General features: G+C 44.4%; 10 protein-coding genes. 5 read left to right on the top strand and 5 right to left on the bottom strand.

Annotated elements, in window-relative coordinates:
- Positions 1-1,722 (bottom strand): hypothetical protein, encoded by a 1,722-nt coding sequence (locus ACOOEY_RS10190; protein WP_420388572.1) that lies wholly within the window; start codon positions 1,720-1,722, stop codon positions 1-3.
- Positions 1,723-1,855: 133 nt separating this feature from the next.
- The gene (locus ACOOEY_RS10185; protein ID WP_420388571.1) at positions 1,856-2,845 is read right to left on the bottom strand and encodes an AAA family ATPase; all 990 of its coding nucleotides are present in this window, start codon (positions 2,843-2,845) and stop codon (positions 1,856-1,858) included.
- Positions 2,846-3,294: 449 nt separating this feature from the next.
- Between ACOOEY_RS10185 and ACOOEY_RS10180 the strand changes: the two genes are divergently transcribed.
- Genes ACOOEY_RS10180 through ACOOEY_RS10160 form a run of 5 tightly spaced genes read left to right on the top strand, consistent with a single transcriptional unit; the run spans position 3,295 to position 16,720 of the window.
- Positions 3,295-12,177: a PKD domain-containing protein gene (locus tag ACOOEY_RS10180; RefSeq protein WP_420388570.1), complete on the top strand. Its 8,883-nt coding sequence runs from the start codon at positions 3,295-3,297 to the stop codon at positions 12,175-12,177.
- 6 nt (positions 12,178-12,183) lie between these two features.
- Complete coding sequence (locus tag ACOOEY_RS10175) at positions 12,184-13,212, top strand: type IX secretion system membrane protein PorP/SprF (RefSeq protein WP_420388569.1); 1,029 nt, start codon at positions 12,184-12,186, stop codon at positions 13,210-13,212.
- A gap of 26 nt (positions 13,213-13,238) precedes the next feature.
- The gene (locus ACOOEY_RS10170; RefSeq protein WP_420388568.1) at positions 13,239-14,588 is read left to right on the top strand and encodes a TlpA family protein disulfide reductase; all 1,350 of its coding nucleotides are present in this window, start codon (positions 13,239-13,241) and stop codon (positions 14,586-14,588) included.
- Positions 14,589-14,614: 26 nt separating this feature from the next.
- Positions 14,615-15,103, top strand: coding sequence for an asparaginase domain-containing protein (locus ACOOEY_RS10165; protein WP_420388567.1), 489 nt, complete (start codon positions 14,615-14,617; stop codon positions 15,101-15,103).
- 6 nt (positions 15,104-15,109) lie between these two features.
- On the top strand, positions 15,110-16,720 hold the full coding sequence (locus ACOOEY_RS10160) for a S8 family serine peptidase (RefSeq protein ID WP_420388566.1): 1,611 nt from the start codon (positions 15,110-15,112) through the stop codon (positions 16,718-16,720).
- A gap of 156 nt (positions 16,721-16,876) precedes the next feature.
- Here the strand turns inward: ACOOEY_RS10160 and ACOOEY_RS10155 are convergent, their stop codons facing one another.
- The 3 genes from ACOOEY_RS10155 to ACOOEY_RS10145 all read right to left on the bottom strand — a co-directional run bounded on the left by ACOOEY_RS10155 (position 16,877) and on the right by ACOOEY_RS10145 (position 21,858).
- On the bottom strand, positions 16,877-19,048 hold the full coding sequence (locus ACOOEY_RS10155) for a TonB-dependent receptor (RefSeq protein WP_420388565.1): 2,172 nt from the start codon (positions 19,046-19,048) through the stop codon (positions 16,877-16,879).
- A gap of 65 nt (positions 19,049-19,113) precedes the next feature.
- Positions 19,114-19,422 carry a hypothetical protein gene (locus tag ACOOEY_RS10150; protein WP_420388564.1) on the bottom strand — a complete coding sequence of 103 codons (309 nt, stop codon included), beginning with the start codon at positions 19,420-19,422 and terminating at the stop codon, positions 19,114-19,116.
- A 48-nt stretch (positions 19,423-19,470) separates the two neighbouring features.
- The gene (locus tag ACOOEY_RS10145; protein WP_420388563.1) at positions 19,471-21,858 is read right to left on the bottom strand and encodes an ABC transporter permease; all 2,388 of its coding nucleotides are present in this window, start codon (positions 21,856-21,858) and stop codon (positions 19,471-19,473) included.
- Between the last annotated feature and the right edge of the window lie 259 nt (positions 21,859-22,117).

Genomic DNA, 22,117 nt, shown 5'->3' with positions numbered 1-22,117 from the left:
TTATTGGAAGTCAGCTCCAGACAACAAGTTTAACATAGCCGTGTAAGACCATGAAAGAACTGATACATCAGCACCTTTAGTCTTATTGGCAGTAGTTACAACTGAGTTGTTTGCAGGGAACTTAACTGTTTCGTTATCAGTAATTTGATTAGCTTTTGCAGCTACAAGGCTAGCGCTCAACTTATCATTCAATACAGCATCGATAGTGAAGGCATTCGCCATATCAGAAGCATCTACATTGAACTCGTTACCTGAGAAGATAATGATGTCGTTAGCGTAGTTGTCTGAGTTAGTTGGATCGTCAGAAAGTGTTTCTTCGTTAGAAGTTCCTGGGTTAACAACAGTACCGTCAGCATCAAGCTCAAGATCAACACCTGAGTTGAAACCGAAGAAGTAAACATCTTGCATGTCGTACTGAGCACCATCTCTCAGGTCAGCAAAGTCTGAAGCAGATCTACCCCAGGCAGTACCACCTCTGAATTTACCGATTTCCGGGTCACCAGCGTCATCACCTTCAGGACCATCCAATTCGAATGGGTGATCTGAATCGAATCCTACACCGTTTTTCTGACCGATATATACAATGTTAGTAGCAGTACCAGACCATCCTTGGTCAGTATCGAATCCATCATCATCAGGGTTCAACACAATGAAGTTAGAGATGTTAACAGTACCACCGAAGATTTCAATACCATCATCAGCAGAGTTGATAGACTCAACGTGATCGATAGTTGTTCCTGAACCTACACCACCAAGAGTAAGGCCTTGAAGCTCGTTACCAGGTCCTAATTGCTGACCAGTGAAACGGATAGAGCAGTAAGTAAATGAACCTGAATTATCATCAGCAACTGAACCACCATAAAGACCTTCGCTCACAGAAGAAGGAATACCTTCGATTTGCTCTTCATCAGCACCTGCTACGATTGGAGCATTACCCAGGATCAATACACCACCCCAAAGGCCAAGGTCATTGTCAAGGTCAAGCGTAGATTCGAATTCACCTACGTTAATATCATCAAGAATAGAAGTAAATACGATTGGGCTGGAAGCCGTACCGTTAGCCTGGATGTTACCATCTCTTGCTACTAAAAGCACAGAAGCAAGAGCTCCCTGACCATTCTCACCTTTTACGATAGTACCAGCTTCGATAGTCAAAGTAGCACCAGCACCTACGATCACTCTACCATTAAGAATCCACGCAACATCGTTTGTCATGGTGAAGTCTTTGTTGATAATACCAGTGATTCTGGTTTGCTTGAACTCTACATCAGCACCACCGATGCTTCTGGTTTCAGTAATATCTTCAGTTGTCCAGGTAGGCTCAACAAAAGTACTGTTGATAGTCATTACAACTGTGTTGTTACCGGTTTTTCCGGCAGCATCTGTAACAGTTAAAGTAATAGAACCTGCAGCAGAACCACTCTGAGGAGCAGAACCAGCAGTGTACGATACTTCAATAGTACCAGTAGTTGCACCGGCAGAAGGTTGTGAAGTAATTTCAGCAGTACCACCAGTAGCAGTAGCAGCTGCAGAAGCATAACCACCCGGTACAGTTACGTTGAAAGATACAGTTTGTGAGGTGCCTTCATCCAAAGTAACAGCATCTGGCTGATTGACAGCTGGTGCATCCGGATCTGGCTCATCATCACCACATGCCGATACAGCTACAACTAGTGCCGTTGCTAAGAATAGGCTGAATAAACGTTTAACAGAGTTTTTCATGTTTTTGATTAGGTTTAAATTTTGACACAAAAAAACTCTATCGCTTTCAGAAAGCGTTTACCCCTTTGTTAAGAATAGTTGTCATTCCGTTTATTAAAAAGTTAATTGTATTAACGGAATGTTAACTCAGATTTTAATGGTTGATTGGGATCTTTTTGAGCAGCTTTTCGATGATTTGCTCGGTAGTAATGCCATCAGCTTCAGCCTCGTAGTTGAGGATAATTCTGTGGTTTAGTACATCGCTGGCAATTTCCTTGATGTCTTCAGGGAGTACATAGTCTCGCTCATTGAAGAAAGCAATGGCTTTAGCTGCGAGGTTCAGATTAATACTGGCTCTGGGTGAAGCTCCGAACTGCATATAGTAAGCTTCGTCATTCAAGCCATACTCTTTAGGATTACGAGTAGCGAAGACCAACTCTATTATATAGCGCTCCAGCGATTCAGAAATGCTCACCTGGTTGACTTCATCTCGAATAGAGAAAATATCTTCTTTGGTTAATAGTGTTTCCAATTCTGGTTGGAACTTCATGTTGGCCATTCTTCTCATTACTTCGAGCTCTTCCTCTTTAGAAGGATAGTCGACTTTTACTTTGAGCATGAAACGGTCAATCTGTGCTTCCGGTAAGCTATAGGTTCCTTCCTGGTCTACCGGGTTTTGAGTAGCCAATACAAGGAAAGGCCTGTCCAGCTTATAACTGGTTTCTCCGATAGTTACGGTTTTCTCTTGCATGGCCTCCAAAAGAGCAGACTGAACTTTAGCAGGAGCACGGTTTACCTCATCGGCCAGAATTACATTGGCGAAGATAGGTCCCTTCTTTACTTCGAACTCAGCTTTCTTTTGGTTATAGATCATGGTACCGATCAAATCGGCAGGGAGCAGGTCGGGTGTGAACTGGATTCTCTGGAAATCGAGGTGCAACACATTAGCCAGCGTATTTACGGTAAGTGTTTTCGCGATACCAGGAACACCTTCCAATAGAATATGTCCATTAGTGAATAAACCAACCATAAGTCGGTTCACCATATACTCCTGGCCAACCACTATTTTGCCTACTTCTGCGGCAACCCGGTTAATTTTTTCCTGATGTTCTTTTTTCAGTTCGTTAGAAACAACCTCTTCCATGATCTTTTCCTTAATGCGCGCTAAAATAAATAATTACCTCAAACCTCATACACTATACTTATGTAAGTGCGAAATGTTGCCACTTATAAGGTATGATTCAGGCAAATATGGTAAGAATGATACGTTACCCTCTTACCGTCAAATGCATTTAACAAGAATTAACAGGCAAAAAAGTTGAAAAAAATTTTAGCCAAAATGATTGAAATCCTTCAGTTGACTCAGTGTTAAATACAATTGGATTGAAGTATAGCCTTTTGTTGTTCACATTTTGATTTTTGTCGGGCGCCTGTCACACTTTAAAAGCCGTCATAAATGACTCTTATTATGTAAGTCTGAAATTGTACTATTCTAATAGAATTGATTAAACCCGACCCGTTGACTGGGAATCAAGAAAGCCTGATATTCAGTATCAATTTGTTGTTATTCAGCAAATAGGAATCTTAACTAAAATGTCAGTCACACCACCTAAACAGTCGCTTAGTAGGACTATTTCGCTATTCGTCATTCTTTTGGCGGCTGGTGGTGGCCAATTATATGCACAATGTACCAACCAATGTCCTGTAATCGCCAATGTGGAAATCAACAGTTGTGTTGGCGTGATCACGATAGGTGTGACTGGAGATGCACCATTCACTTACGAGTGGAAAGATAGTGGAGGTAACGTGGTAGGAAACAGCTTCATATTGAGTGGCCTTGCGGCAGATGACTATTCAGTAACCGTAACTGATGCGGATGGTGATACCGAGACCGCTACCTATACGGTAACTAATCCGCCAAACCTGGTTGGTTCTGTTGTAGTCAATGATGTTACCTGTCGTGGAGATTCAGATGCTCAGGTTGTCGTTACTATGACCAATGGTAGTCCGGATTATTCCTGGGAGCTATTCAACGGTGGAGGTAATTCCATTGGCACGGGAACTGCTCCTCCCTTTTCCAATATTATTACCCTGGGTGGGCTTGGTGTAGATAATTATACACTAACCGTAACAGATGATAATGGTTGTACCGGAGATATTACATTCACTATTACTGAGCCTGCCGATTTCCTGAATTATTCAATAGGTGCTTCTTCAGATGCTACCTGTTTCAACTCAAGTGACGGATCTCTTTCTGCTACCGGGACCGGAGGTTGGGGAAACTATGTCTATGAGTGGGTAAGGGTTTCTGATGGGGTAACAGTGGGTAATACTGCTACGGTAACCGGACTTGCTCCGGGAGATTACCAGTTGATATTGATGGATAGGAATGGTACCGGGTGTACGGTTACCTCACCTATACAAACCATTGGTTCTCCTCCGGAAATTGTTCCAAGTGCAAGCATAACAGATGCTCTGTGTAATGGCACTTCAACAGGGGCTATTAATCTGAGCGTGAGTGGAGGTGTGGCACCCTACTCATACAGTTGGTCTAATGGTGCCACAACACAAGATATTTCGGGCCTGGCGGCTGGCAGTTATACGGTCATTATTACTGATAATGCCGGTTGTACTGATGTAAGTTCTTATGTAGTTGATGAACCATCTGTATTAACCTTAAGCCCGAATGTTACCGATGTGGCATGCTTTGGCGATGCCACCGGTGTGATTGAGAGTAACGTCAGCGGAGGAACAGCTCCATATACTTACAGCTGGTCTACAGGAGCTACCTCGGCTGATATTTCATCTCTTGCAGCAGGTACCTATAACCTGACAGTAACAGATGCCAATGGCTGTTCAGTCACACAAAATAACATTGCGGTTTCAGAGCCGGCCATGGCCCTGTCAAAACTTAGTGAGGCAACCACCAATCCTTCCTGCGCTGGGGGTAATGATGGCTCGGTGACCATCAACATGCAGGGAGGAACGCGGCCTTACGCTTATTCATGGTCCAACGGAGATAATACGGCAACGGCTTCTAATCTTACCGCAGGGTTGCATACTGTGACTGTAACAGATAACAACGGTTGTACCTATTTTGAGACATTTACATTAACAGACCCTCCTTCAATTATTGTAACACCCACCCTGACGGAACCAACATGTAACGGAGCTGCTGATGGTGAAATCACAGTTTCTGCCTCAAACGGTACAGGGCCCTATGTATATAATTGGAGTCATGGTCCATCTGGGGCTACCATTAACGGTTTGACTGCTGGGACCTATACCGTTGAGGTGATCGATCAAAATGGTGCTGGATGTTCAGTAACAGAGATCATTACACTTGGTCAACCCGCGGTATTGAATGATAATGCTGTAGTCAATGATATCTCTTGTAATGGAGCTAATGATGGAAGTATTTCATTGGCAGTTACCGGAGGAACAGGACCTTACACCTATAGTTGGAGTACCGGAGCCACTACTAATAATATCTCAGGGCTAAGTGCAGGGCCCTACTCTGTCACCATTGAAGACGACAATGGATGCTCAATCGTGAGGAACTTCACCATTGTTGACCCTCCTGCCATAGGGGTATCACACACACAGGTCGATATTCTTTGTAAAGGAGCTTCAACAGGTGAAATAGATATTACCCCATCTGGCGGAACAGCTCCCTATACCTATTCCTGGTCGAATGGAAGTACGGCACAGGATCTGGTTAATGTAGTGGCAGGAAGTTACACCGTAACGGTGACTGATGATGAGGGTTGTTCTGTTGGACTTACGGTAACATTAACTGAACCGGCTACGGTTATGACCTTATCAGGCACAGAGACAGATGGTACTTGTGCCGGCTCAAATAACGGTTCCATTGACTTGACAGTAACAGGGGGTTCTGCTCCCTACACCTATTCATGGAATACCGGAGCTACTACTGAAGATGTAACCAATCTGGCACCGGGCAATTACTCGGTATCAGTGACAGACGCTGTGGGCTGTATAAAGTCCATAGGGTTTACCATCTCTGAACCGACACCAATTTCAGTCTCAGAGACCTTGTCAGATGTGACTTGTAATGGAGCGGCAGATGGAACAATTACCCTGAATGTAGGGGGAGGGAACGGCCCTTACACCTACAGCTGGGCAGACGATATTAGTATTACTACAAAAGACAGAACAGGATTAGGACCTGGCAATTACACCGTTACGGTGACCGATGCCAGTGGCTGTATTCAGGTTGAATCATTCAACATTTCAGAACCGGCCATCCTATCCTCAACGGCAACACAGCTGAATGTTAGTTGTTTTGGTGAAAGTACGGGGTCAATTAATCTTTCGATAAGCGGAGGATCGACCCCGTATACTTTTTTATGGTCTAATGGAGCACTTACAGAAGACCTCACTAACATTCCAGCAGGGAATTATTCCGTTACAATCACCGATGCGAATGGCTGTACAGATACACAGTCGTTTACCATCACAGAGCCTCCTTCAGCACTGGCGGTTGCCAGTTCGGTGAGTCAAATCACCTGTAACGGAGCAGCAGACGGAATCATTAATCTGACCGTTTCAGGAGGTTCAGCGCCCTATTCTTACAACTGGTCACATGGAAGCACTACCGAGGACTTGAGCAACCTGGCCGCGGGAAACTATACCGTGACAGTCACAGACAATAACGGCTGTTCATTCACTGATTCATTTACTATTACTGACCCTCCTGCTCTGACTTTGTCGGGGATTGTAACTGATGTTGATTGTAATGCAGCAGGAAATGGAGAAGTTGATATTACCGTGGGTGGAGGAGAAGCCCCCTATACTTTTTCCTGGTCGAATGGAGAGACTACTGAAGACATCAGTAACCTGGGGCCGGGTAATTACACCGTCAACATATCCGATGCCAGAGGCTGTACTACATCTGCCAGCTATGTTGTTACGGAACCTACTGCTATTGCTTTCTCTTACACCTCAACCAATGTTTCCTGTTTCGGTAATAATGATGGAGCCATAGACATATCTGTTTCTGGTGGTTCAGGACCATATACTTTCAATTGGTCGAATGGAGAAACCACCGAAGACATTAATACCCTGGCCGCGGGAAACTATACATTGACGGTGACAGATCTTAATGGCTGTACCTATAATGAAACAATTGCTGTGACTGAGCCAGTGGCTGCCCTTTCTACCACCGCCACGGTGAATGACATTTCTTGTTTTGGAGGAAGTGATGGGAGCATTCAATTAACTCCGGCAGGAGGTACGGCACCCTATACTTATGCCTGGAATACGGGGGCTACCACCAAGGATATCTTCGGTTTGGCAGATGGCACCTATCAGGTAACCATTACTGATGCGAATGGCTGCTTTATTCAGGAAAGCTATACCATCAATATGCCTACCGCTATGATTGCTTCCGGCACGCAAACAAATATTCTCTGTAATGGAGATGCCACAGGCGCTATTGACCTCACGGTTTCGGGTGGAACTACACCTTACACCTTTACATGGAGTAATGGCGACAATACGGAAGACCTGAGCAATATTACGGCTGGCAACTATCAGGTGACTATTGCTGATGCTTCTGGATGTAGCCTGGTCAGGTCATTCACTATTACCGAACCCTTAGCCCTTTTGGTAGGTGAGAATGTTCAGGATGTTTCCTGCTTTGGTGTTTCCGATGGGTTTATTGATTTGTCTGTTTCTGGAGGAATTACCCCTTACACCTACTCATGGAGTAATGGGGCCACCACCCAGGACTTATTCAATATTTCAGGAGGAAATTACTCAGTCACCATTACAGACGGCAATGGTTGTGTGACAACCAGAAGCTATACCATTAATGAACCAACCGCAGCATTGGCGGTGAGTGGAAGTGTCACTGACGAAATATGTTTTGGAGACAACCAGGGAGCCATTGCTTTGACAGTCACAGGAGGAACAGCTCCCTACACCTATAACTGGAACCAGGGATCAACCACAAAAGATATTGCTGGTTTGGGTCAGGGAGGTTATCAGGTAGTGGTGACTGATGCCAATGGCTGCTCGGTGACTTCTAATTATACTGTTTCGGGACCGGTACAATTATCAGTAAGTGCTGTACCCACCCAGATCGATTGTAATGGAGCAGCCAACGGGGCACTCGACTTGACTGCCAGTGGGGGAACGGCCCCTTATACCTATGCCTGGTCCAATGGAGAAACTACAGAAGACATTTCAGCCTTAGCACCCGGTAACTACTCTGTTACCATCACCGATGCCAATGGCTGTACACAAACAGGTTCATGGACGATTACTCAGCCACTCGCTGTCACTATTGGACAAAACATAACTGATGTAAGCTGTTTTGGAGCAGCAGATGGAGCCATTGACTTAACGGTTTCAGGAGGGATTGCTCCTTATACTTATTCCTGGTCCAATGGAGCGACCACCCAGGATATCTCAGGTATTTCGGGAGGTAACTATTCAGTCACCATTACCGATGCGAATGGCTGTGTTTCTACCGGAACTTATGCCGTGGCCGAGCCTTCAGCGGCCCTGGCAGCTGCAGCAACTGTGACTGATGAACAGTGTTTTGGAGATAGCCAGGGAGCCATTAGCCTGACGGTAACAGGAGGAACAGCTCCTTATACCTACAGCTGGAATCAGGGATCAACCACAAAAGACTTAACCGGATTATCACAAGGAACATATCAAGTGCTGATAACGGATGCCAACGGATGTTTTATACAGTCTGATTTGACCGTTGGCGGTCCGACAGCTTTAACAGTTACAGGTTCCACTACACAAATAAGTTGTAACGGAGCAGCTGATGGCGCTATTGATATTGAGGTTAACGGGGGTACTGCACCATACACTTTCGCGTGGGGCCATGGCGCTACCTCCGAAGACCTCTCTTCCCTGAACCCCGGTAATTACTCTGTGCTTATTACCGATGCCAATGGATGTAGTCTCACCAGAAGCTATACCATTTCGCAACCTGCTGCTATTGGTATTGCCTCATCAGTAACTGATGTTTCCTGTTTTGGTGCAGCTGATGGTGCAATTACTATTACCGTTAGCGGAGGAACCCTGCCTTATACCTATGCCTGGTCCAATGGAGAAACCACCAAGAATATCAGTACCCTTTCAGGAGGAAACTATGATATCACCGTAACTGATGGTAATGGCTGTACCTTCACCCAAACCATTGCTGTTACAGAACCTTCTGCTCCTCTTTCACTCAATGCCGTCATCACAGATGAACAGTGTTTTGGTGACAATCAGGGAGGAATAGACCTGACCGTTTCAGGTGGTACAGGACCATACACCTATAGCTGGAATAATGGATCATCCAGTGAGGACATTTTAGGGCTGGAAAGAGGAGATTACCAGGTAACGGTAATTGATAACAACGGCTGTTCAGTCTCGGCTACCTACAATGTTGCAGGACCGGATGTATTGGCCATCACCAGTAGCATCACTACCATTTCATGCAATGGAGCGGATGATGGAGAGCTCGATATCACTGTTTCAGGTGGTACTGGTCCTTATACCTATCAATGGAGTAATGGAGCCTCGGTTGAAGATATTAGTGGTTTGGCTCCGGGTAGCTACTCTCTCACCGTAATCGATGCCAATGGTTGTTCAGTCGGCAATAATTGGAACATGACAGAACCACTGCCTTTAACCATAAATAATCAGATCAATGATGTGACCTGTTTTGGCGCTGATGATGGCTCTGTTCAACTCACCGTATCAGGAGGAACATTGCCCTACTCCTACTCCTGGGATAATGGGGCAACGACCAGAGATATTTCAGGTCTGGCCGGAGGTACTTATGAAGTAACTGTAACCGATGCAAGAGGCTGCCAGCAGGTGAGACAAGTAGTTGTCGATGCTCCCTCGGCCCCATTAACTGCATCAGCCGGAATTATCGATGCCTTTTGTAATGGCCAGCCTACGGGGAAAGTTCAGCTTACTGTTACGGGAGGTACTGGTCCATTCAACTATGCCTGGTCCAATGGTTCCAACCAAAGAGATTTGGTTAATGTCTTTGCCGGAGATTACTCAGTCACCATCACAGATGCCAAAGGCTGTACGCTCATAGAGAACTATACAATAGGTGAGCCGGATGTACTGGATGTTACCTTCGATGTGACTAACTCCTCCTGTCTTGGAGATACAGATGGAGCGGTTACCGTAACTCCTACAGGAGGAACAGCACCCTATAACTTCGTTTGGTCGAACGGTAGTACCAGTAAAGACCTTAGCAATATTGCAGGCGGCACTTATAACCTTACCATTACAGATGCCAATGGTTGTTCAATCACTCGCAGTGTAGAGGTGGGTGATGCCAAAGACCTGAATGTCGACATGATGAAGTTCGATGTACTCTGTAAAGGAGAAGCCACAGGGGTAATTAATCTGGACGTCACGGGAGGTAGTGGCTCTTATACATTCGCCTGGAGCAATGGAGCGTCTACTGCCGATCTGAGTGGCCTGACAGCCGGAGTTTACTCAGCAGATATTACAGACTCGAATGGCTGCGGAACCTCCATTACCGTAGTGATTTCTGAACCTTCAGAAGCCCTTTCAGTCTTTTTGACAGATTACAATGACCTGCTTTGTTTTGGTGATGACTCTGGCACCATCACGGCTATAGCCCAGGGAGGTGTAGCCCCTTATACCTATTTGTGGAGTAATGGGTCAAGAACCAGCCAGATTTCTGGTCTGACTGCAGGAGATTACACCGTTTCGGTTACTGATGCCAATGGCTGTCTGGTACAATCTCAGGTGACCATAAGCCAACCAGACCAACCGATTACTATTAGCTCTCAGGGCAAATTCAACCTGAACTGCATGGGCGACAGTGATGGCCGAATTGTAATTGATGTAGAGGGAGGAACAGGCCTCTACGAATTCTTGTGGAGTACCGGAGCCACTACTTCATCCATTGAGAATCTGAGAGTCGGGGATTATACCGTCCGGGTAAAAGATGGCAATGGATGTGTTCAGGAAAGGGTATTTACTATCTCACAACCCGAGGCCCTGTCACTGGAAGATGCATTGGTGAATGAAAGTCAGTGTTATGATGATCGCAATGGATCAATTGACCTAAACTTAAAAGGAGGCGTTGAGCCTTACTCGTACCAATGGTCAACCGGGGCCACAACCAAAAACCTGATTGGTATTAGTTCAGGAAGTTATTCCGTGTTGGTGACAGATGCCAATGGCTGTCAGGTTCAGGGTAATTATAACCTGGCCGATCCTGCTCTGTTCAAGGTGGAGCCACAATTGCAGGAGATCAGCTGCATCGGAGCCAATGATGGTTCTATATCACTCAATATTGAGGGAGGCATTGAACCCTTGAGTATAAGATGGAGTAATGGTGCTTCTTCTGAAACCATCACAGGTCTTGGCCCGGGAGAGTATAATGTGCTAATCACGGACGATAAAGGTTGTACCATTCAGCAGACCTTCAACATTATTGAACCCTTAGACTTAACACTCGATGCATATATCGAAGAAGCGGCCAGGTGCAATGATCCTTTCAGTGGAAGAGTCAATGTGATTGTCAGCGGAGGAACTGCTCCATATACTTACAGATGGTCTAATGGAGCCACTACTTCAGAAATCAAAGACGTATTGCCAGGCACTTATGTAGTGACGGTACGGGACAGATATAACTGTGAAGTGCAGGGAACCTACACTGTATTGCAACCAGAGCCACTTCAAATAGGCTTAAGTACGGAGCCTTATATAGATTGTAATAACCGGATTGCCGGAGTAAGAGTCATGGCAGACGTGAAAGGTGGAGTAGGAAACTATACCTACAACTGGTCAAAAGGAAATAGTGCCAATAACGAAGTACTACTCACCGAGCCAGGCCGACTTAGCATTGAGGTATTAGATGATAGAGGTTGCTTCCAAACCAATGCGATCAGTATTGATATACCCGAACTGGGATTAGCAGACTTTATCTACACGGCAGAGTCGATAGACCGTACAGGAGACCTTTCTGCCAATGACCCGGTGAGCTTCTTCGATCAGTCTGTTGGAGAAGTAGTTGACTGGTACTGGGATTTCGGTGATGGCTTCGACTCTGATGAGATAGACCCAATTCATACCTATGATGCACCGGGTCAATACACTGTTAAGCTGGTAGTGACGGACCGAACCGGTTGTCAGACCGAGAAGATTTCTAACCTGGAAATCACAGAAGGCTATCGCATTATTATCCCGAATGCCTTTACCCCGAATGGAGATGGAAACAATGATTTCTTCAGGCCAAGAATGCTCGGTCTGGTCAAATCTCAACTCATTATTTACAATACCTGGGGTGAAGTGATCTTCAGCACTGATGATATTGACACCAAAGGATGGGATGGAACTATAAAAGGCCGTCAGGCAGAAAATGGAAACTATGTATACAAGATTATTGGCGTAAGCTTCAACGGACTGAAGGTGGAGCGGGAAGGCATATTCGCACTCATTAATTAGCGGCCTATGAAAAGACTTTTACTTACAATCACTTTTGTCTTTACACTATTGCATTCGGTAGACCTGAAAGCGCAGGATCCTCAGTTCTCACAGTTCTATGCATCACCCTTATACCTGAATCCTGCGCTGACAGGCTCTACTGATAGAGGCCGTGTGGGCGTTAATTACCGAAACCAGTGGCCATCGCTTTCCCACTCCTTTACAACCATTTCTGCTTATCTCGACTACTTTTCCAAAGCAGCGGAAAGTGGTTTTGGCTTTATAGTCACCGAGCATAAGGAAGGCTTTTTGAATTTCCGGTCCAATGAGATCGGAGGGCTCTATTCCTATAAAATGCAGGTTTCTTCAGATGTGGTTTTACGCACCGGAGTTCAGCTTTCCTACTTCCAGAAAGACCTGAACTTTGAAGACCTGGTCTTCGGTAATCAGATTGATATTGTCAATGGTCAGGTGATTGGACCAAGTGGTGAAATTTTTGAGAGAGGAGCAAAAGTAAACTTCCTGAGTGCTTCGGCAGGAGCGCTGTTATATACCAACCTCGCCTGGATAGGCTTCTCAACACACCATATCAATGAGCCCAATCAGTCATTCATTGATCAGGAAAGTAAGCTTGCCAGAAAGTACTCCTGGCATGCAGGGTATAAAATCATGTTTGCCAGAGGAAGGCGGCTCAGAACAGTGGCCTACCAGTTCCAGGAAAGGTCTGCTACCATAGCCATCAATTATAAAAAGCAGGGAGGCTTTAATCAGCTCGATGCCGGTGTACAACTCTATTTTCAGCCCCTTGTTATTGGAGGCTGGTATAGGGGAATACCTGTACAAAGCGTAAACAAAGTATTTAAGAATGAGTCTATTATCGGTTTGGTGGGGTTGGAGTTGAACAGTAATCTTTCTTTTGCTTACAGCTATGACTTCACCGTTTCCCGATTGGCAGGGGCTACAGGGGGAGCCCATGAATTCTCGCTAACCCTCAACTTTGGCAAAATAGTGAAGCGTACCAGACGCGATACCATATTACCCTGCTTCAAATATTGATTCTTAGAACTAATTTGTTAGTTTTAATGATGCGCAATACCATTCTTATTTTACTGTTGCTCTTCAATCCGCTCACTGAGCAGAAAAAGGCACGGTTCTCGGGAGCACTAGACAACTTCTATTCCAGCTACATCTTCTTTGACATACCCCATAAAGGTGGAGCCGTTGAAGCCAATCAGATTAAAGTGAGTGTTGAAGATGACGCCAGGTTCAGGCAGACCATTGATATGGCTGAACCCGGGTTCATAGGTATGCCTGACAGCCGATCAGGAATTTACCTTCGTTTTTGGCTTGAGCCAGGGGAAGAGCTGGGGTTCCAAACCGATTGGAATGATCTGGTTAATACCATCTCCTTTTCCGGAGAACTGGCTAAAGCAAATCAACTCGTGAGAGACTTTGATCTGGAAAGACAAAGCCTGCTTCAATCGGAGGATAAGCTCTCTGCCGAGGACCTGTTCCGCTTAATAAGTGCCGAGAAGAAAGAGCTGCAGCAGGCTTATGAAGAAGAGAGTGTATCAGATTCATTTTATGAATTGATGTTGTTAGACAGTAAGTATTTCTGGATAAGTCGGGGACTGGTATCGGCCAGCCTTAGCCCTGAAGCGGTCAGGGCAGAACTGGATATTTCAAGTGAACAGGGCCTGAAATCCCGTAACTACTTTGTCTTTCTTAGAAGCTACTTCAAGGCCATGAAAACAGCGACTCTTGAAGAGAAATATGCCAGGGCATCTGATCAACTGTCAGATGAAGTCTTGGAGCTCTTTTGGGTTTACGACATCCGACAGGAGTCCATGAGTGATCGGCTCAATTTCGATTTACTTCATGTGCTTGAGGCTTACAAAGAGCAGTTCAATGATCAGATATTGCTTACCTACCTACGCAAGTACCTGATTAAAATTGAAAATGAGCACTACAGAATGAACACTCCTATTACTGAAGAAATGGAGTTGGTAGTAGATAGCGATTTTACGATTCAGGATATTATTGAAAAGTTTAGGGGGACAGTTCTCTATTTCGACATGTGGGCTACCTGGTGTCATCCGTGTATCGATGAAATGAACACCGAATTCAAGAAGCCCTTCGATGAATTTTTGGAGGACAAGCCAGTGAAGGTAATTTACCTTTCCCTCGACATTGATCGGGTAGATGCCAAGTGGCGGCAGATGGTCAGAGACATGAGACTTAACTCCTTCAATATCAGAATGACTGATGAGCGTTATGATGAAGTACGGGAATACATTGGTGTAGATCCAAGGGCGCCATTTGCCATACCGAGATACTTTATCGTTAACAAAAAGGGACGCCTGGTTAATGCCGATGCTCCCAGACCAAGTGATGGCCAGCTCTTATATCGGGAGCTTTCAAAATACTTCTAACCAGACTTTCTTCTTATCTTCCCTTCGTGAAGATTCTGATCATTCAAACCGGAGGTACTATAGATAAAGACTATCCTAAAACCAATAAGGGATATGCTTTTGAAATAGATGAACCCGCAGTGGAGCGCATACTTCAGCAAGTAATGCCCTCTTTTGAGTATGAGGTGGTTAGCCTGATGAAAAAGGATTCACTGGAAATTACAGATCAGGATAGGGCTCAGCTGCTGACCTATATTAAACAATCTGAGGCCTCCAAAATATTGATTACACATGGCTCAGATACCATGCCGGAAACAGCAGCCTTTCTGAACAAAATTCCGGAAAAAACCATTGTTCTTACCGGTGCTTATAAGCCGGAAAGGTTCACTAATTCCGATGCTGCTTTCAACATTGGTGTAGCTATCGGGGCGCTCAATACTTTACATGAAGGCACGTTTATTGCCATGAATGGAATGGTTATGCCTGCCGGAGCTATTGTGAAGAATCCGGATACAGGTAAATTTGAAACGAAATAAATGAATATGAAGAAGATATTATTTGCTGCCTTATTTCTGGCAGCTTTCGCACTCAATGCACAAGACACTCCTCCTCCCAAAAACTGGTTTAATCTGGATCCACAGAAAGATTCAGTGAATGGAGTGAGTACCGAAAAGGCCTACGAATACCTACAGGGAAAGCCAAGTAAAAAGGTGCTGGTTGCTGTTATTGATTCAGGAATCGATATTGAGCATGAAGACCTGAAAGCAGTTATCTGGACTAATGAAGATGAAATTCCCGGCAATGGTATAGATGATGATAATAACGGTTACATCGATGATGTTCACGGATGGAACTTCATCGGAGGAAAAGATGGTACTAATGTGGGGAAAGAGACCCTGGAAATCACCCGTGAGTATAAGCGTCTGAAAGCTAAGTATGGCAATGTTTCGGCTGATGAAGTGGCCAAAAAGGACAGAGAAGAATTCGAATACTGGAAAGAGATTGAGGCATCATTCGAGAAGAGCTACTCAGAAGCCACCAGTCAGACCATGATGATGAGCAATATCAACAGTCAGTTGAAGCGATACAATCAGCTGTTTAAAGCCTATCTGGAAGTAGATGAAGTGAACTCGGAAAACATTGGTAAAATCAGCTCATCAGATCAGGTGATTGCCAGAGGAAAGCAGATTCTATCACAAATCTATACCATGACTGATCCTTCTCTTTCATTAGATACACTCATCTATTTTGTAGAGCAGGATATGCAGCATTTCAAAGATCAGGCTGAGTACAGCTATAGTCTTGATCTGGATACCAGACAAATTGTTGGAGATGATCCAGACAAACTCGATGAAGTAGGTTATGGTAATAATGATGTTATTGGTAAGGGCACAGATAACTTTCATGGTACCCATGTAGCCGGAATTATTGCTGCCAGCCGAGGCAATGGCCTGGGTATTGATGGCGTAGCCAACAATGTAGAAATCATGGCAGTACGCGCTGTTCCCGATGGTGACGAAAGAGATAAAGATGTAGCCAATGCTATTCGATATGCAGTAGATAATGGCGCTCAGGTCATCAACATGAGTTTTGGTAAAGGATACTCACCAAATACACAGTATGTTTATGATGCCATCGAATATGCCGCCAGCAAAGGAGTGCTGTTGGTTCATGCTGCAGGAAACTCAGCCCAGAATACAGATGAGACCAACAACTTCCCGAACGATAAATTCGGAAGAAAAGGAGACTGGGCGAATTGGATTGAAGTAGGGGCCTCGTCATGGGGTTCGGAGAATAACTATGTAGGTGTGTTCTCCAACTATGGTAAAAAGTCAGTTGATGTATTCGCTCCGGGTGTAGCTATTTACTCACTGGCTCCAGGCAATGAATATCAGGATGCTCAGGGAACCAGTATGGCGTCACCGGTAACAGCCGGAGTGGCAGCCATGCTGCTATCTTACTTCCCTGACCTGAAGCCGGAGCAGGTGAAAGATATTCTCATGAAGTCTGTGAGAGGAGTAGAGGTGAAAGTGAATGAGCCGGGAACAGGCGAAGAAGTGAAATTCTCTAACCTTTCTGTTTCAGGTGGTATTATCAATGCCTATGAAGCGGTGAAGATGGCAGAGTCAATGAGCCTGAAAGGCAAGAAATAAATAAAGAGGCTGTTTTAAGATTCCCTATACCTCATGCTGAATTTATTTCAGCATCTCGGGTTTAGAAGAAAACCTGAAACAAGTCTGTTGCCTTTTGGCAAAGACATGTTCAGGGTAATGTGGAAGAACCGGAACCTTAAAACAGCCTCTTGTGATTTACAACTCCAGAATAATTCCCCCATTAACAATAAACCCATCCATTGGAGCCCATATTTCCAGATTTTCCGGATTCATGGAATTACTAAGGTTGATTGATTCAAATCTTGACTGACGGGTATCAATGAAATTCTCAAAGTTCAGATACAGGCTGATGTTTTTAAACTTCCTCATGGCCATCAGACCGGTAATCCAATAATCTTCAGTTACTGAGTAATCGCTGCGAAACTGAGAGCCTGTATAATAAGCCTCCAGCCCAACCCTCCACTTCTCATGCTCTTCATAGACCAATACTGCACCAATATTGTCTTTGGCAGTAAGTGGTTTTTGCAGATCGCCAGAGTACCCCAGTTCAGTATCAATGAGAGCATAGTTGAAAAAGAGCTTAAAGTCATTATAAGTCAGCTTTAAATTCGTTTCCATCCCCTTGGTATTAAGGTCCCCACTCGCATTTCTAAAACGATAAGTTGTACCATTGTCGGGGCTATTCAGGATAACCGGATTGTTCAGTTGAGTGTAGAAAAACAAATGGTTGATGCTAAATGTCCAGTTGTCACCAATCGCAGTACTGTAATTGATATCGAAATTGCCGCCAAATGATTTTTCCGCATCCAGGTTATTGAGGTTTAGAGATTGTAAACCCCGGAAAGACAGTCGTTCAGTATCTTCCGTAAAGATGGTTGGCAACTTGTAACCTAAACCTCCTCCTATTCTGAAGGTCAGCTTCCTATTGGCCTTATGCATTACAGACAGGCGCGGAAGTGTCTGTAGCCCATAATTCCGGCTTTGGTCAACCCGAAGGCCTGTTTCAATAAACCATTGTTCGTTTAGCTGCCAATTTTGCTGAACAAATACCCCTGATGTAAACTGATTGTAGCTTCGGTCATTTGTGGAGATATCTCCTTCGCTAAACTGATCGGAGTAAATATTTAAACCGATTAACCAGCTACTTCGGGTACTGCCAAAGGAGTAAGAAGCCTCACTGAATGTAGCGGTCTGCTGGCCATTGAATCCATATTGAAATTGTTGGATGCTTCGGTCGAAGAAGAGCAGACTGTTCTTAATGTTTAGTTTTCTGTTGTCATCCCAGGTCTTAGTAAAACTCAGTTGATAAGACATTCTTCGTGTTTCATTTTCCTGCAGGTAAGCCTGACTGCTTGCTTCTCTGTTATCTACAGCACCTAAGTTACCACCCCAGCGATCTTCAAAGGTACCGTTCAGGGCCAGCCGGAATGTTGAAGATGCCGATGGTTTATAGAAAAGGGTTGGGTTGAAGGTCAGACTTCGTGTTTCAGGAATGTCTGAAAAGAAGTCGTCATTGGCATCATAGGCCTCTTGCCTGTGTGCTGAGGCAAATAAAGTGTATGACCACCTGGCCTCTTTTGAGGCATGAAATGCATTGAATGTTGTTCCTCCGGCAGAAGTCTGATCGAGCATGATTTTGCTCAGGCTTTCAGCTTCGGGCCTGATGCTCACCAGATTGACCAGGCCGGCAATGGCCCCTCCTCCGTAAAGGGTGGAATTACTTCCTTTAATCACTTCAACCTGTCGTAAATCGAGTGGAGGAATCTGCATAATGCTCAATCCACCTGAAAAGCCACCATACAATGGAAATCCATCTTTCATGAGTTGAGTATATCTTCCATCCAAACCCTGAATTCTAATGCTCTGATTAGCCGAGCTTGGGGAGGTTACCTGCATTTGAATTCCGGTACTTTCGCGAAGGAGCATGGCAATATTGGCTGAGCGCATGACGGATTTCTCCTGTAGCTCTTCTGATCCTAAAAACTCTATTCTGGTGGGAATGTCTTCTATACTTCTGCTTGTTCTGGTTGCCGTAACAATCATGGCTTCCATTTCTTCTTCATGGGGTTCCATGGCTACCAGAATGGGAGATTCACCGGTATAGGGAATATTGAAACTCAGGCTTTTGGCTTCATAACCAATGAATGAGATTTTTACCTTGACAACTCCTTCTGCCAGGTTTTCTAAAACGGCAATACCTTCCTCATTGGCTATTGCTCCAAGGTTTTCAGAAGCATAAACAGTAGCCCCTATCAGGGCCTCCTCTGAATCTGCATCTATAATTTTAAATGTAAGGTTGTTTTGACCACAAAGGACATGACTCAAAAGGAGACATGACGTAATCATCAATATTTTTAAGCTGTTCATATGTAAAGTTTAAATGCCGAAAATCGGATGCAACAGCACCCGTCAATTTGGAATATATGTGGCGGCTAAACTTTAGGCGGTTGCCAAATATCATAGACAGGAATCTGAAAAATACCAGGACTGCTTTGGTCATGGTGAATCATAAAAGTTTTTTCAGTAGCTATAAACAGAAGGTTGCTCTTAATGACTGGTAATTTACAGCAGGCACAACAGCAAGAGTCGGTACAGTCTTTTTGCGGACAGTCATCGGTATTATCCATGCTGAGACTTACCTGCGTCTGCTCTTTCTGGAAACAGTCTGGATCAGAGTCCAGACAGGGCATCAGGTGATGCAAGAGCATCAGTGTAATTAATATGACTACTGCCTGTTTCACTGTTCAAATATAGCAGATGAAGTAGTGCAACAGGCTTTCATCAATTAATTACTCCTGCCTCAGGGTATGAGCAGGGTTCTTCTGAGCCGAATTGAAAACCAAAGAACTGACCAGCACCAGGGTAATCAACAGAGAAGCTGCTACTCCGGCTATGATCAGTCCCACATTGATGCCGGTCTGATATTCAAAGTTCTGACTCCAACGATTGATACCCAGATAAGCCAGGGGAACAGCAATGACACTGGCTATGAGTAAGAGTTTAAAGGTTCCGGAGTAAATAATCGTTACAATTTGTGGCGACATGGCACCCAAGACCTTTCTGATTCCAATCTCTTTTCTGCGCTGGTCAATGTTAAAGGCTGTCAGTCCGATTAGACCAATCAGGGAAATAATCGCACAGAGAATGGTCATAAAGGTGATCAACTGGCCCTGAGTTCTGTCGGCCTCATACTGGGCATTCAGTCGGTCATTGAGGAAGCTGTATTCAAATGGATAATTAGGTAATTGTTCATTCCACACAGACTCCACAATTTTCAATGCTTCTCCCGATTGGTTCTGCTTGAAACGAACGATCAGGTTGTTACCCGGAGTTGGGTTAAACACAAAGACCAGAGGCTCAATAGGATTATGTAGTGAGAAGTGGTTGAAATCACGCATCACGCCAATCACCTGCCCCGGGTCGGCCTGATGGAAAAAGCCCATTTTCTTACCGATCGGATTGTCCCAGCCAATTTCTCTGGCTGCCGTTTCGTTGACCACAAATTTAGTGTTGCCACGGGTCTCTTCTCCTGTAAAAGATTCTCCCTCCGAAAGTGGTATACCGAATGCCTTCAAAAAGTCAGCATCTCCCTGCATGCTCTTAAACTCCATCTGCTTCATTTCACCATCTTTTTCAACCCTGAAAACTACCTGGCCAATATCAGTACCCACCAGTGAGTTCGATGAAGTGACATGCTCAATAATCGGGAATGATTCGAGACTGTTTTTAAATGCTCTGTATCGGTTTTGGGTCACTGAATCTCTGGTACTCACCAGTAGAACCTGATCCTTTTCAAAGCCCAGGTCTTTGGTTTGTAAAAAGGAAATCTGATCCTTCATTAAAAGGGTGGACAGTAATACCCCGATAGAAATAACGAATTGGAATAATACCAGACCCTGACGCATCAGTTGCCCTCCTTTTGAGGCTGACCAGGTTCCTTTTAGTGCTTTCACAGGTTTAATTTGTGAGAGATAGAAAGCGGGATATGTTCCTGCAAGGAGTCCGGTTAACAAAACAATGACCAGTGTACCCAACAATAAAGGGGTATTTTCGAAGAGCGTGAAGTCGAAATCTACGCCTAACCAGCTTTGAAAAGGAGATTGAGTAATGAGCAACCAAACGCAGCCGATGGCCAGCAGATAAGCCACAAGCACCTGCACCATTGACTCGGTAATCAGGGAAATTCTCAATCGGCTGACGTGTGTACCCAGAACCTTTCTGATACCGATTTCCTTTGCTCTCAGTCCTGCTCTGGCTGTAGCCAGGTTAATGTAATTGATACAGGCCAACAACAAAATGGCCAGCCCCACTGAAGAGAAGACCAAGAGGTTGGTGGGGTTGCCTTTGGCAAAGTCATCATCAATTTTTTCCTTATCGTAGTGAATGGAAGCAAGCTGTTGAAGTCTCAGCTTATGATTTCCATTAATCTGGTTGCCGAAAGGCATGTAATATTTTTCATTGAAAGGCTCAAACTTGCTAAGGATGTCTTCTTTAGTGGTGCCTTCTTCCAGTAATATATAATTCAGGCCGTCTGCATTCCATAAAACCTCTGAGTTGAATACGCCATCCTGAATGGCAAAATCTCTCGTCCTGACACCTGAGATCAATACATCGAAAATGAAATGTGAGTTTTTGGGAAGGTCTTCAAATACCCCCGTTACTTTCAGGTTCTGATCATTGATGCGAATGGTTTTGTCGATGCCCAATTGTTCTCCGAAGATTTTGTCATTGACTGATTTGGAAATGACAACAGTTGAGGGATTCTTCAATGCCGTTTGAGCGTCACCCATCAGAAAGTTCAGGCTGAAAATATCGAAGGCGGTCGGGTCGGTGTAATACATCCGTTCCTGACGAAAGACTTTATTGTTGTATTGGATTTCCTCTCTGCCTACAAAGCCAAATCGGGAATAACTTTCTATTCCCGGGAGTTCCTCCTTCATTTTAGGTGGCAACTCAGAAGCAGAAAAGGCAGTGTTGAATTCAACACCCGGAGCAGAAAGCACATGACTTACCCGGTAAATCCGTTCATGGTTATCGAAATGTTGATCGTATGTTAATTCGTTTTCGAGGAATAAAACCAGCCAAATGGTGGCAGAAAGGCCGAAAGTAAGGCCAATGATATTCAGAAAGCTGAACAGACGGTTTTTCCAGAGGACACGTATAGCAAACTTAACCATAACAATTACTTAAACTAAGAGTTTCGTTAAAGGTGTAAACAATCATCTACTTTTGCAAAGTCAACCGGAAAAAACAATGGCCTGTCTAGTCAGTGTCTAGTGAGAAGTTAATTAAGGTTAAAAGCTGTCACCTGATTAAACTTTTCACGTTAAGAAAGATCAGAAAGGTAGGGTATCAGGCAGTTGTTTGGTATGATAATTGAAAGAGTATTTAAAAGAAAAATTGAGAACTAGTCAGTAGTTCTCTTCATACAGTTAG

The sequence above is a fragment of the Roseivirga sp. genome (assembly GCF_965216855.1).
Classification (GTDB): domain Bacteria; phylum Bacteroidota; class Bacteroidia; order Cytophagales; family Cyclobacteriaceae; genus Roseivirga.
The sequence above is the reverse complement of the archived record's forward strand: the minus strand, read 5'-3'. Positions and strand labels throughout refer to the sequence as shown.